Here is a 15,335-nt window from a genome sequence, read left to right as displayed (position 1 = left end):
GTATTATTGAGTTTAATATATTTGATTGTTCTTTCGCTTAAAATTCATAAAAATAAGTTAGTCAATCGTAAAATACAGGGAGTTGCTTATATAATAATGCTTCCAATAGTAATTATTATATTAATAGGTATATCTGTCGGCATAACGATTTTTCTAGGAACATTCTTTAATCTGATATTTTATCTTTTCAAAGTCATTGAACTTATTACTATAGTCGTACTATATTTTTATCTCTTCAGCATATACAAAGAAAAATTAGAGGCTCAAGGTGAAGAACGGCTTAAAAGTTTTGAAACACTATACAATATACCTAAAGTTATACCCCGAAAAAATGAAAAGTTGGAGGCTAATAAAGTGGATTACTATGAGCAAGAACTTTATTCGAAACCAACAACACGAAAATATCAGAAATCATTACTAAATACTCGGAAGATAAAAGAAAACGAACAAATAGTATCTAACTTCTTTAAAGATAATAAAGAACATTATCTTGATGTTGATTTCAATATGCAAAAGCTATCGTTGATGACAGGGATTCCCAGTTATTATCTTTCACAAACTTTTAATATCGCTCTAAATACTAATTTCAATGCTTATTTAAATAAAAAACGGATTGAGTTTGCTTGTAAATTACTAGAAAATAAAGAAAAACAAATCTCAGTTACAGAACTTTGCTTTTTGTGTGGATATAAATCAAGGACATCTTTCTATGACCAATTTGAAAAAGTTACAGGTCATACTTTAGTCGAATATAAAAAGATTAGTAAGTAATTAAATGTCGTTGCTATATTTATTGTATGTAATTATTCGATAATCAAGCATAAGAAGAGGTGGTGTTTACGTGAAAGCCATATATATTAATTCATCAAAATATTAAGAAGTTTTTGATTTTCTGTAATCGGTTGGTGACATTCCATATTGTTTGGCAAATTCCCGGTAGAAATATGATTTATTGGCAAAGCCTGAACGAAACATCGTTTCGGCTACGGTTAATTTGGTCGATACAAGGAGTTTTGCGGAATGTTCCAACCTTATCCTTCTTACATATTCACTAGGTGTATTACCTGTTAGATCTTTCAATTTTCGGTATAGAGTAGCTTTGCTGATTCCTATAAAATCGGATATTGAATTCGGATTTAGAGATTCGTCCTCAATATTTTTTTCTATATATGAAATAATCTCTTGTAGAAACCTTTCGTCTTCGAGGTGGAGTTCGATACCATCTCTAATGATCATTGAAGAACGATTGGAGTTGAAATATTCTTTCATAATCATTTTTCTTCCGAGCAAATTCTCGATAGCCGTCAAGACATGTTGGGGATGAAATGGCTTGGTAATATATAAGTCTGCACCATGTTCATATGCATTAATATGGTCTTCTACCGATGTTTTGGCCGAAATACTGATTATAGGTATATGTTTGGTGCGCTGATCATCCCTTATGTTTTTTATTAGACTGATACCATCCAGTTTTGGCATTAACACATCACTAATAATAATATCTGGTATATTCAGGTCTATACAATGAAGTGCTTCCTCTCCATCTTTGGCAACTTCAACTTTATAGTATGGTTTTAGGATGTCGCGGAGTAATTCCCTGATATTCCGTTCGTCTTCTACGATAAGTATGAGCGTTTCTTTTTCTTTATTATTTTCAATAAAGTTGTCTACTAAAGGTGTAGTTTCAGACTCTTCGACAAAAAAAGGATTTGCCTTTCCCTTGTCTTTCATTGATGGGATTTCGACAGAGAATGATACATGTTCGCCTAAAATACTTGAAATCTGAATATCACCACCTAATAGTTCTACCAGGCTTTTGGTCAGGCTTAAACCGATCCCTGTACTAGTTGAATTCTGGAGTTGTGAATCATCAAATATCTTAAATTTACTGAACACCTGAGACATTTGCTTCGCGGTTAAACCTTTGCCTGTATTTTTAATGAGGAAATACAGCGTATCGTTTTCTTGCCGTATCCGGATAAAAATAGAGCCACCTGCAGGTGTGTATTTAAATGCATTGGAGATAAGATTGAATAAGATTTTCTCCAGCGAATTACGGTCGGTTATTATAGTTGAAATGTTTTCTAGTTCAATTTTAAAATTGATCCGATTCTCATGTGTAATTTCAGTATAATTATCCGATATATAGTCTATCATCATTTTCACATCTACAACTTCGGGGGTTAGTGGAGTATGACCCGATTCGAGCTTCCGAAATTCCATCAACTCATTTATTAGCTTTTGCATCCTGTCGGCATTATTTTTGATGATCTGTATATAGTGTTTGGTCGCATTATCTAATCCTGATTTTTCTAACAGGTATTGCGCCGGTCCATATATAAGAGTTAACGGGGTAAAGAATTCGTGTGCCACATTGGTGAAAAAGTTAAGCCTGGACTCGTGTATTTTTTGTTGATGTTGTTTTTCAATGTGTTCCAACAATATCTGTCTGTTCAGACGTATTCTGTTTCGTATAACAGATTGAGTAATATAAATAATAACAACAGTAATAATAAAGTAAATAATAAAAGCCCATTGGCTTAACCACCACGGGAAGGCTACGTCTATACCAACAGTGTAGACATTATTACCCCATACCCTGTCTCCGTTAGTACATTTCACCTCCAAACTGTATTTTCCGGGAGGTAGTTGTGTGAAAACGATATTGGGATTGTTTCCGTTGTGTATCCATTTGTCGGAAAGATTGAGTAAGCGGTATACATACTCGCAGTTTTCATTGTTGATAAAATCGTGAGCGATAAATGTAAATGTAACCTGAGATTCGCTGTTTGCTAATTTTAATTTATTATTCTTGATTCGTTCATTTATATTTTGCTGAATATTATATATCTTCAGTGAACTCAGGGTTAAGGACGGTTCAAAATCTCGCAGGTGGATATCATCAGGATTGAAGTAACTGAGTCCGCTGGCTCCTCCAAAATAAAGAGTGTTATTGCTATCTTTAAAATAAGCTCCATCTGCAAATTCATTGTTTTGTAATCCATCCTTTACTGTGTAATTCTCAATGATATTTCGTTCTGGGTCAAGGTGAGTAATACCCCCATTAGTACTTATCCATATACTGTTTCCGTTTCCTTCTAAAATTCCGTGTATAGTATTGTTTGCTATGCCTTCATTGTCTGTATATTCCAGTACATTAGACAATCGATTGGCCAATGATATTTTATTTAATCCATAACTCGTTCCTATCCAGAGACTTTTTTTCTGGTCGATAAGTAATGATAGGATATCATTATTGGATACGACGATGTCTTTAGAAATTTCTTCAATACGTTCGAATATTTTGGTTTGGATATTAAACCTATTAACCCCACCGCCACGGGTACCGACCCACAAATAATCACTATCAGGATCGGGTATCAGCGAATATATTATATTATTGTTCAACGATATTGGATTAGATGAAGACATATACTGTTCTATATGGTCAACTTTATAGATATGGTTATCTTTCTTCAGATCGATCTTTATAAGCCCATATCCGGATGTGCCAAGCCATAAGACCGAGTCATTGTTTGTAAAACAGATGCTGTATACAGCCCTGAAGGTAGGGCTATTAGGCGGAAGAGATAGTTTACTGACATAATTATTATCCGCATATAAAATATTTATGCCTTGTCCATCGGTGCCAATGAATATATCTTTTTGCTCGTTTTTTTCTATAGCATATACAGAATTGGATGATAGGCCATTACTTTCGTTCAAAAAGTTTGTTAATGTTCCGGTTTCTTTACTCATTAGCTTTATTCCGTCGCCTTTAGTGCCGATAAGGATATTCCTATTCGTACGATCTTCGCAAAAGCTTCTTACAGGATAATCGGTCTTAATGGTTTTAAATGGAGAGGTATGTTTGTATACCTCTATTATGCCCTGTCCATCGGTACCAATCCATAATATATTCTGGCTACTTATGTAAGCGGAAAAAATTGAAATTTTATCAGGTATATCTGTAATCTTTACAAATACCTGTTCTTTTAAGTCATATTCGTAATATCCACCTTCGTAGAATCCAATGTATAGATGCCCGTTGTGAAATAAAATCTGAGAAATATTCTTTTGTTGATTTATATCTATTGTAGAAGGATATGAATTATTTTTATCTAATAACTTAAGGTATTTTCCATAATTTAAAATCAATTTGCCACCAGAGTAGAATATATCTGAAACTGGAATGTTTTGCTCAGTTATAGTCAGGTTCTTAAGTGTTATTGTATTATTCTCGATGGATAGTTTCACCCTGTAAAGGACGCCTTCTGTATTTAGTATATACAGATTACTTTCATCATCCATGGCTATTTTTTTTACATCACCTTTTACCCCATTTATAACAAACGATTTAAAATTCAGATTGCGATCTGAATAGAAAAAGCCTTCTTCACGTACATAACAAATGATATTTTCATTTGAGTTTTCTGCCAGCAAGAATGACTTTTCTTGTTTAGGAATAATATAGCCCGTTCCATAAAAATACCGGGTGAATTGTCCTGTATCTCGATTCCATACGTTGATTCCAAAATCGGTAGCAATCCATATCCGACCTTGATTATCTTCTACAATCTGGCGTATAACATTATTGCTTATAGAGTTTTTGTTTTTTTTATTATAACGGAATGATTTGAAATCACGCCCATTATATATATTGAGCCCGTCCCAAGTACCTATCCATAATTCATGTTTTGAATCTTCAAAAATACAATTAATAGAATTATTGGACAGACCATCGGTATTAGACAATCGATTCACCATCATTTGTGCATGTGAGTTCGTTGTCAGAATTAGAAAAAAGAAAAGTATATATTGTGTGTATTGAGAATTCATGGTACAAAGATATAACTGGGAGTTTATTCTTTTTCCTCAAAAATATGTTGTACAGCAGGTGTATACTATTTTGAGAATATAGTATACCTTATTGCTACTCTAGGCGTATAGTTTTGTTGCAGCGTATAACAGTTTCACTTGATATAAACGATAAAACAATTTTTACTATGGATATCGCAAAGAGATTTCAACAAAACCCTTTATTACGACCATCAGATCTAAAACCGGGAATCGACGGAATGGAAATAACTTGTCTTCTTAATCCAGGGGTCTTCAGATATAATGGAAAAATATGGCTTTTGCTTCGTGTCGCAGAACGCCCTACACAGAAAGAAGGCAAAATAAGTTTCCCTGTATATAATAAAGAGGGCAAAATAGAGGTGCTCTCCTTCAATGAAAATGACCCTAAACTGGATGCTTCAGACCCGCGCGTCATTGGATATGAAGGACAGAATTATCTGACAACAATGTCATATCTTCGTCTGGTTTCGAGTGAAGATGGCATTCATTTCAAAGAGGAAGTTGATTATCCACCTATCTTTGGAGAGGGGGAACTTGAGTCGTTTGGCATCGAGGATTGTCGGGTAGCCACAACTGACGATGGCTTTCTTCTGACCTTTACTGAAGTTTCCTCTGTAGCTGTGGGGGTAGGGCTTATACATACCTATGATTGGAAGAACTATACACGTCATGGAATGATTTTCCCTCCTCACAATAAAGATTGCGCAATATTCGAAGAAAAAATAAATGGTAAATATTTTTCCTTGCATCGTCCGAGTAGTCCTGAACTGGGAGGAAATTACATTTGGATAGCTCAATCTCCCGACTCGTTACATTGGGGGGGGCATAAGTGTATAGCCACCACTCGCAGCGGTATGTGGGATTGTGCACGTGTAGGTGCCGGAGCTGCCCCGATAAAAACCGACGAAGGCTGGCTCGAAATATATCATGGTGCTGATTACAATCATCGTTATTGTCTAGGAGCTCTACTGCTTGATCTTAATAATCCGGCGAAGGTTCTGGCCCGTAGTGAAGAGCCGATAATGGAACCGATAGCTGACTATGAAAAAACTGGATTCTTTGGAAATGTAGTATTTACAAATGGTCATTTGGTTGATGGAGATTCTGTGAAAATGTATTATGGAGCCAGCGATGAAGTGATATGTGGTGCCGAGTTCTCTATAAAGGAAATACTAAACACACTGAAATAAGTAGTAGATAATGAATAAACTGAAGAAAGAATATTTATTTTTTAAGGAGCAAGACTCAAATATGAGAACCTTACTCAAAACGAACATGATCTATGCTCTGGTGCTTCCGGTTGTCGAGATTTTTGTCGGAGCTTATATCATGCGTAACACAAGCGATCCTATTTCAGTAGCATTCTATCAGTTGTTTATGTATATAGGCATTGTTGCTACATCGTTGGTCAATGGATTTCTGCTCCGGAGAATAAATGTAAAATATTTGTATGCAGGAGGAATCTTAGTCAGTGGCTTATCTATGTTTGCAATGATGTCTATTAAATCACTTGGCTTTATTGAATTAGGAGCTGCCGGCTTTGTAATGGGTGCTGCAGCAGGGTTCTTCTGGACTAATAGGTATCTTCTCACATTGCATAACACGACAGATAATAATCGCAACTACTTTTTTGGTCTTGAATCATTTTTCTTTTCAATAGCCTCCATAACAATACCTCTTGCTATTGGTGCATTCATCAGTCAGATAGATGGGAAAGAAGTATTTGGTTATCTTATAAATATCAATCTGGCATATCAGATAGTCACTTGTGCCGTTTTTATTCTTACGCTAATAGCTTGTGTAGTATTATGGCAAGGACAGTTTAAGAACCCGGTGGAGAAGGATTTCCTATATTTCAGGTTCTGTACTCTTTGGCGGAAGATGTTATTACTTTCTTCTCTGAAAGGAATGGTACAAGGTTTTTTGGTAACAGCACCGGCTATTTTAGTATTGAAACTTGTAGGAGATGAAGGTGCGCTAGGGCTTATACAAGGTATCAGCGGAGCTTTGACAGCTATACTGGTATATGTATTGGGACGAATAGCCAAACCTAAAGACAGGACTAAGATATTTGTTGCCGGCCTGATTGTTTTCTTTGTAGGAACCTTATTTAACGGCATTTTGTTTTCGGCTATAGGAGTTATTATTTTTGTCCTTTGTAAGGTTATCTTCCAACCCTTGTTCGATTTGGCGTATTTTCCTATCATGATGCAAACAATAGATACAGTCTCGAAAATAGAAAAGCGAAACGAGTACACTTATATCCTCAGTCATGAATTCGGCTTGTTCTTAGGGCGTGCTTCCGGACTTATACTTTTCATTGTTTTGGCCTATTTTGTATCGGAAGATTTTGCTTTGAAATATGCGCTGATTATGGTAGGAACATTACAACTCTGTGCTTATCCTTTAGCTAAAAATATCATAAACCAATCAACTAATACTGTAAATGAAAATTAATAAAATGAAAAGCTTACTGGTTTGTTCAGTTATTTTATTAGCCATATCATGTACTAAAGGTACAACTGACTTAGGATCTAATATAGAACAGGTTGCTATTGCTAGAGTAGATTCTATGCCTAATGTGCCGAGTACAATCAAGATATTGGACTGGGAAGCAAAGGCTAGGGCGTTTGATAGTTTCGTATTCGACTGGAATAACAAAAGTGAAGTAGGGCCTATGATATGGCTCGATGATACAAGACGGAATATAGACCAGACCACCTTTGGTTTATATACGGCAGTAAAAGATATCCGTCAAGGTAAGAATGTAAATAATGGGGAATTTCACGAGAGTCTGAATTCCTTAGCAGCACTTCTTGGAGCCGGACTTGTCGGCATAGATAAAACCAATCAAGACGGTTATAACTACGTGAAAATGGTTCAGAATTATTTCAATACCGAAAATGGCTGGAATATAGTAATGAACAATACTCATCCCAGTGTGGCTTTGCTAGGAGGTGGATATGGCAGAGACTGGTGGTATGATGTATTTCCTAATGCACTTTATTATGCAGTTTGTGATGTGTTTCCCGGAGTGGAAGGGGCTGATGAGATTCTGTACACTGTTGCTGAACAATTCGTAAAGGCCGATTCTGTATTAAACGGGAATTATGATTATTCTTACTTCGACTATGCCCAAATGAAAGGTATGGTTAACCAGATTCCACTTCAGCAAGATGCTGCCGGCGGGCATGCTTATGTACTTCTGTGTGCATACCATAAATTTGGTGATCCTCGTTATCTGAAACATGCAAAAAGCGCATTGGAGGCTCTTTTATCTCAGAAGGAAAGCCGTTTTTATGAAATATTGTTGCCACTAGGTGTATATACGGCTGCATATCTGAATGCAACACAGGCTACAAACTACGATGTACAGAAGCTTCTGGACTGGACCTTCGATGGATGTAAGGATCCTAAGGCACGCCATGGGTGGGGTATTATTGTCGGTAAATGGGGTGACTATGAAGTAAACGGACTTCAGGGAAGTATTCTAGATGGAGGTGGTTACGGATTTTTGATGAATAGTATTAAACCAGCATGGCCATTTGTGCCAATGGTGAAATACCAGCCTCAATATGCACGTGCCATTGGTAAGTGGATGTTGAACAACGTAAATGCATGTCGTCTTTATTTTCCCATGGAAATAGATGACGCTCATCAGTGGGCTCCTGAAATGAAGGCAATAACAAACGATAATATTTCGTACGAAGGATTACGTCGTACCGATGATTATGGCAAAAAGTCATTGAAGGGCGTTACACCTGTCGCATTAGGTGATGGTCCGAAATGGATAAAAGGTAATCCTACCGAAAGTATGTTTAGCGTTTATAGCTCTTCTCCGATGGGAATATTCGGCGCCATTGTAAAAGAAACGAATGTAGAGGGTATTCTTCAGCTGAATTGTAATGCAACGGATTTTTATACCGAAAGATCGTATCCTGTTTATCTTTATTATAATCCGTATAATGAGGTAAAGTCAGTAGACTTCGATGCTGATGGGAATGTAGATCTGTTTGATATTGTAAGTAAAGAATATGTAGCGAAGGATATACACGGAAAATCGATGTTTAATATACCAGCCGATGCTGCCCGTGTAATAGTAGTGCTTCCGGCAGGGACAACTCTTACTTTGAAAGATGGTAAGATAGTAACAAACCATGAACAGATAATAGCTTATAAATAACCATAAAGATCAATTAATAACTATGTTTAAACGATTATTTCTATTTAGCGTTTTGCTTACTGCTTGTATTTCATTGCTGGCACAACATGCAAAAAAGATCTCCGGAGTGGTCACAGACGCTTCTACAGGAGAAACTCTCGTCGGAGTATCGATATTTGAACCCGGTACTACAAATGGAACGGTTTCCGATATTGAAGGGAACTATACGATCACAGTAACTAAAGAAATTCTTACATTTTCATATGTAGGGTATATAACGCAGGATATTCCGGTGCAAGGGATGGAAACCCTGAATGTAAAACTGGTAAGTAATAATGAATTAGAAGAGGTTGTTGTTGTGGGTTATGCTGCACAGAAAAAATCATCGATAACAGGAGCGATAGCTCCCGTTAATATGGATGATGTGAATAAACGACATACGTTAAGTGTATCGCAGGCTCTTCAAGGACAGATATCGGGTGTGCAGATAACTCAGAGCACAGGTGCACCCGGCGATGAGATCAATGTATTGGTTCGCGGGGAAGGAACGATAGGGAACAATAGTCCGTTGTATATCATTGATGGTATCCCTTCCAGAAGTATTACTTTCCTCAATCCTTCTGATATTAGTTCTGTTACAGTATTGAAAGATGCTTCAGCAGCGGCAGTTTATGGTTCTAGGGCTTCAGGAGGTGTGATAGTAATAACTACTAAAGCCGGAGAACTTGGGAAGAATAATGTAGAAGTTAATTATACATATGGGCTAAGCAAAGCTGTAAATACACCAAAGATGCTAAACACACAACAATATCTCGATGTATTGGAAAGATCCTGGAATAATGCAGGTTATTCAGGTACAAATCCATATATAAACGAGAGAAATCGACCGGATATTGCCAATACCGACTGGATAAAAGAGTTATTTACAACAGGACAGATGCATAATATTCAGGCTACAGCCAGTGGAGGTAATCAAAGCACGAAGTATTTATTATCGGCAGGTTACATCAGTCAGGATGGTATCGTTGTATATGATAATGACAAATATCGCCGTTATAATTTACGTGTAAACCTCAATTCGCAACTAACCGAAAGATTTAATGTAGGAGCAAATGTACAATTGACTTATGCTATTCAGGATAAACTGAATTCAAAAGGTGATGCTCCCGGAATTATTCGTCATGCGATGCTGCGTCCACCAGTAATCAGTGTATATAAAGACCCTAATGATCCTACATATAACCCCAACGACCCTTTTACCGATCTTCCTTTCTATAAAAATAATAACAGAGATGGCGGATGGGAAAGCGATAAATATGAATGGACGTCTAATCCTATTGCATTGGCTAAATATACAGATAACAAACGTACCCAATATACTACATTTGGTAATGTCTATGGAGAGTATGCATTTTTTAGTGATAAATCTTTGAAATTCAAAACAAATGTTGGTGTTGACCTTAATCTTTATCATAACAAAGCATTCAATATAAACTTTGGTGATGATGATGGCGGAGGTTCAGATGTAGATAAAGGAATGGGACGTCAAAATAGACCCACAAACCTGAATGAGGAAAGAGGAGAAAACAGAACTATTACGTGGAATAATACATTGAATTATATTAAGACTTTAGATAAGCATAGTATTAATGCTGTTGCCGGAACAGAATATATTTCAAATTACGATTCCTCGATAGGCGCATCCAGACAAAGATATGATTACACATATTCTACTTTCAGGTATTTAGACTTTGGAGGAACTGAGTCTGATATATGGAATAGCGGTACAGGATCGGAATGGGCATTGATGTCAATGTTTGCGTCGGCGACTTATGTCTATGATAACCGCTATATGCTGACAGCCAATTTTCGTGCTGATGCTTCGTCTCGGTTTGCTAAGAAAAACAGATGGGGATATTTTCCTTCATTGTCTGTAGGATGGAAAATTTCGGAAGAGAAATTTATGAAAAATTTGTCATGGGTTTCTGACTTGAAGCTAAGAGGAAGTTGGGGGCAACTCGGAAATCAGGAGATTGATAATTATGCATTCCTTACACTACTGAAAAAAGATGGAGATAAATATGTTGTATCTCGTTACGGAAACCCTGATCTGAAATGGGAAACATCTGAGCAGGCAAATATAGGTCTGGATCTAGGTATACTTCGTAATAAACTGTATTTATCAGTCGATTACTTTAAGAAGACAACCACCGATATCCTATTGCCTATATCTTTACCTTCTTTTGTAGGAGATGTAAGCCCCACAATTGTAAATGCCGGAACAGTAGTAAATAAAGGTTTTGAATCGGCTCTTACTTATAGAGATGAAATAGGTGATTTGAAATATAGTGTAAATGCAAATATGGCTACATTGAGCAATAAAGTTACGAAGCTTCATCCTAATCTTCCTATCATCGAAGGACAGGTGACACGCACAGTGGTAGGGCAGTCATTGAATTCATATTATGGATTTGAGATGGAGGGTATTTACCAGAATGACAATGAGATAAAAAATCATCTGCATAATACTACAAACCCTTCTGTACAACCGGGTGATATTCGCTTCAGAGATCTTGATAATAATGGTGTTATAGACGATAATGACCGTACTTTTCTTGGTAGTCCCATACCCAATCTTACATATGGTTTCACACTCAACGGAGAATATAAAGGCTTTAACTTATCAATGTTTTTTCATGGTGTCAGTGGTGTTAAAAGATTTAATGACCTAAAAAAAATATTAGATTATGATACTCGTCCGTTTAATTACACAACTGCGGTACTGGATAGCTGGAATGGAGAAGGAACAAGCAATAAGATACCTCGTCCGAGTTTTACCGACAATGGAGGTAGCAAGAATTCGAGTATTTTCGTAGAAGATGCTTCTTTCTTCAGACTCAAGAATATCGAATTGGGTTATTCTTTTGCAAAACAATTAAAAAAGGCTAAATCAAAAATATCCGATATTCGGGTATATGTGACTGGTGAAAATATCTTTACCGTAACACCATATTCAGGATTAGATCCTGAAACTACAGATTTGATGGATTATGGAACATACCCACAGGCAAGGTCTTTTTTATTTGGTGTCAATCTTAAATTCTAAAAAAAATAATAAATCGATGAAAACAATATATAAAGTTTTAGCAGGAACCACTATGATCTTCTCTCTAAGTGGTTGTATGGACGAGATGGATAAAGATCCTATCGGACTTCTTACTCCGGATATTGTAAATACAAGCCCTACGCTGAATAGTGTTCAATACTCCGTAAATTCTTCTTACCAAATGTTGTCCAGTACACTCAATCTCATCGGAGAATGGGGATGGGATGATGGGGTCGTTACCCGTAACGATTTTGTTCTATACGACATAGGTTCTGACGATGTATTGAAGAAATGGGCATCTGATGGAGATCAGCCATGGATGGACGAAGTGCATAATTATACATTCATAGCATCCAATGCTGCATTCAATGGAATATGGAGTTATCTGTATGAAGGCGTTGCCCGTTCAAATCTAGCCTTGAGTTATCTGAATGACGATAATATTATCCAATCTATAGGGATGGATAATGCAATACGTAAAAGATTATTAGGAGAGGCTTATTTCCTGCGTGCATTCTATTACTTCGACTTGGTTACTAATTTTGGGGATGTGCCTTTATTAACGGCTCCTATAGAAAACTTTGAAGAAGCATATAAGGTTGCCGAGAGAATAGATAAAGAAAAAATATGGACGCAGATTACTGAAGATCTAAGTAACGCTGAGGAAAATATTCCGGATTCAAGATTTTCGTCCAATTCTGATCCGTGGAGAGTGTCGATGGGTGCCGTATTGGCTATGCAGGCGAAGGTAGCTTTGTATAAAAAAGACTATGCCAAAGTGAAGGAGCTGGTAGGTATTATCGAGTCGAAGGGATATTACGAGCTAAATGATAATTACTTTCATTCTTTTAGCATCAATTACGAGTTTGTGGATAAGGAAGTAATATTTGCCTATGATCATAAGTCGAAAGTGACTCCGAGAAATGGAAATGGTTTGTGTGCCTTATTGGGATGGGGATTTGTAGCTCCATCGGAAAACCTGATAAATGAATTTGAGACTAACGACCCTCGTAAAGATTTTACCTTCAATGCCGGCAAGAAGGTTGTATATAAGATATTAGGCGATACTACACTGGTAAATCAGGGTAATGAAGATGCAGCAAGTAATAAAATATATATTCGTTACGCTGATGTACTTTTATGGAAAGCAGAAGCTTTAATCGAAACAGGAGATATCACTGGAGGAATAAAGATAATAAATGATATCAGGAAACGCGCCCGCAATACGGTGCGGTTCGATGGAGAAACAGTTGCTCCTGCCGGAACTCTGCCAGATAGATCGACTATGGCTACTAAAGAGCAGGCGTTCGAATGGCTTATGCACGAAAGAAGGGTTGAGCTCAGCTTCGAGTCACATCGTCTGAGAGACCTCAGACGGTGGGGTGTAGCAGAGAAAGTATTGAATGCTAATGGACAGGGCTTTAAAGAGCGTAACTATTTATTTCCTATTCCGCAAAAAGATATAGATAAGTCGGGAGGTAGGCTGACACAAAATACAGGCTATTAATCAATAAAGGGAGGGGTATTCAATACCCCTTCCTTTTTTAAGTTATTCGCTATGTATAGAATTAGTTTGATCTTAGTATGCCTTATGTACCTATCTGGATCGGCGAAAAATGTCATTTCACTAAAAGTGGTAGGCGATTCCAATAAAGGATATAATGTAAATTTATACTATGGAGATACCATAATCTCTACTCAGGATGAGTTTGGGGAAATGAGCCTGTATTCCCCCAATATATATATTATATAAATAGATGAGTCGTGAACTCAACCATTTATTCGCATTGATAATACATTATAGTTTGTGTGAAAACATTCAATATTCTGTAGATGAACTTTTAACATAATCAGTGCTTAAACGGAAATATCGTCAACTCTTTTAAACTGTAATCCAATTCTCTATGCAAGAGAACGTGATTTAATAGTGCTTTCTTTTCTTATTTTAATCCAGGTGGCCTTTTTCCATAGCCATTCTAATGGGCCCTGACGATGTGAACGAAGCCACCAACGACAAAAGAAGAACTGAATAAGAAACATTCCGATGCCCATTAAGAAGCAGGCTGTAATACCGGTATATTTATAGAGACCCAGCCCCCAATTATAAAAAAGGAATCCTCCGATTAAAGATTGTGACAGGTAGTTTGTCAAACTCATACGCCCATAAGGCGCCAATTGATGAAGAATATCTCTAAGCTTTGTCAGATAATAAACAAGTATTACGCCTGCAAATAATATTCCGGTAAATGCAATATTTGAGAGCGACTTAAGGAGTAGGGTAGAGGGTACAAGTAGTGCTTCCCTATTTATAAAGTCGGGAAGAACAGGAATCAAACCATAGATAGGAAAGAAGGCTATAACGGCTATGATGAATACTTTAATCCAAAGTTTTATATTCTTCTCCGAATAAGGAAAAACGTTACTACGCCCTATTAGCATACCTACCATAAATAGTCCTGCGGTCTGAGTAACTCTTCCATGCAATAGCATCCAGCCCATATTGGCAATATTACCCGTCCATATTGCAGTTTTACACATTTCGAGGAAAGAACCTTCTTTCTGAGCTATATTGACCATTTCCCAATATGGTGCATCTAGCTGAGCATTAATAATATATTCGGGATTGATGAATGCATAAACTATTTGTCCCCATTCAAAAGGTTGTAGTAAAAGAATAATCGCTATTACCGCTATTGTACGAGTCGAAAGACGACAAACTGCAATCAAAACGTAACCAATTAATGCATAGAGTACTAGTATTTCGCCTGGAAATAAAGTAGAATTGATACAGGCTATAAAAAAAAGTAACACCAACCGCCAGGCAAACCGACCTCGAAAATCTTTTCCTCTTTCTTTTTGTGAATTATCTTGAATGAAAAAACTAAAACCGAAAAGCAAAGCGAAGATACAATAAGCTTTACCAGAAAAGGTAAAGAATATACTGTCCCAAATTATCTTATCCGTAAATACCAGAAAGTTACAGGTTTCTTCAGGGAAGCTGTAGAGGCTAAACCGTTCGATAAAATGAATGAGGGTAATTCCCATTACAGCAAAACCACGTAATACATCTGCTATTTCTATACGATTAGGTTGAGTCAATGTAGTAGATGAGTGCATTCTTCTTAGAATTTAAAATGTTAACAGATTCTTCTTTGAGGCGCAAATTTATTATAAACCTTTTGTATTTCTTGGAAAAAACTATTCAAT

Annotated in this window: 8 protein-coding genes; 6 read left to right on the top strand and 2 right to left on the bottom strand. The window is 36.7% G+C overall.

All coding sequences use genetic code 11. From position 1 onward, the window contains the following. The coding region (locus JGH11_RS14810) for an AraC family transcriptional regulator (protein WP_236264010.1) at positions 1–771 on the top strand (771 nt) is incomplete at its 5' end. Between the two features lie 102 nt (positions 772–873). On the opposite strand, the gene JGH11_RS14805 is transcribed toward JGH11_RS14810, so the two are convergent. Beyond that, the gene (locus tag JGH11_RS14805; RefSeq protein WP_201113110.1) at positions 874–4,839 is read right to left on the bottom strand and encodes a two-component regulator propeller domain-containing protein; all 3,966 of its coding nucleotides are present in this window, start codon (positions 4,837–4,839) and stop codon (positions 874–876) included. A 167-nt stretch (positions 4,840–5,006) separates the two neighbouring features. On the opposite strand from JGH11_RS14805, the gene JGH11_RS14800 reads away from it, so the two are divergent. From JGH11_RS14800 to JGH11_RS14780, 5 genes are read left to right on the top strand one after another with little or no spacing between them, the layout of a single operon-like run. Further along, a complete protein-coding gene (locus JGH11_RS14800; RefSeq protein WP_201113108.1) occupies positions 5,007–6,050 on the top strand; it encodes a glycoside hydrolase family 130 protein in 1,044 nt (347 codons plus the stop codon). A 10-nt stretch (positions 6,051–6,060) separates the two neighbouring features. Continuing rightward, complete coding sequence (locus JGH11_RS14795) at positions 6,061–7,317, top strand: MFS transporter (protein ID WP_201113106.1); 1,257 nt, start codon at positions 6,061–6,063, stop codon at positions 7,315–7,317. Between the two features lie 4 nt (positions 7,318–7,321). Next, positions 7,322–9,043 (top strand): hypothetical protein, encoded by a 1,722-nt coding sequence (locus JGH11_RS14790; protein WP_236264009.1) that lies wholly within the window; start codon positions 7,322–7,324, stop codon positions 9,041–9,043. A gap of 22 nt (positions 9,044–9,065) precedes the next feature. Continuing rightward, positions 9,066–12,128, top strand: coding sequence for a TonB-dependent receptor (locus JGH11_RS14785; protein ID WP_201113102.1), 3,063 nt, complete (start codon positions 9,066–9,068; stop codon positions 12,126–12,128). Between the two features lie 16 nt (positions 12,129–12,144). Then, the gene (locus tag JGH11_RS14780; RefSeq protein WP_201113100.1) at positions 12,145–13,635 is read left to right on the top strand and encodes a RagB/SusD family nutrient uptake outer membrane protein; all 1,491 of its coding nucleotides are present in this window, start codon (positions 12,145–12,147) and stop codon (positions 13,633–13,635) included. A 395-nt stretch (positions 13,636–14,030) separates the two neighbouring features. On the opposite strand, the gene JGH11_RS14775 is transcribed toward JGH11_RS14780, so the two are convergent. Then, positions 14,031–15,245: a DUF418 domain-containing protein gene (locus JGH11_RS14775; RefSeq protein ID WP_201113098.1), complete on the bottom strand. Its 1,215-nt coding sequence runs from the start codon at positions 15,243–15,245 to the stop codon at positions 14,031–14,033. Positions 15,246–15,335: the final 90 nt, after the last annotated feature.

Origin of the sequence: Dysgonomonas sp. Marseille-P4677, from assembly GCF_016652235.1 — a bacterium.
Taxonomy (GTDB): Bacteria; Bacteroidota; Bacteroidia; order Bacteroidales; family Dysgonomonadaceae; genus Dysgonomonas.
This window is presented reverse-complemented; position numbering and strand designations above follow the sequence as displayed.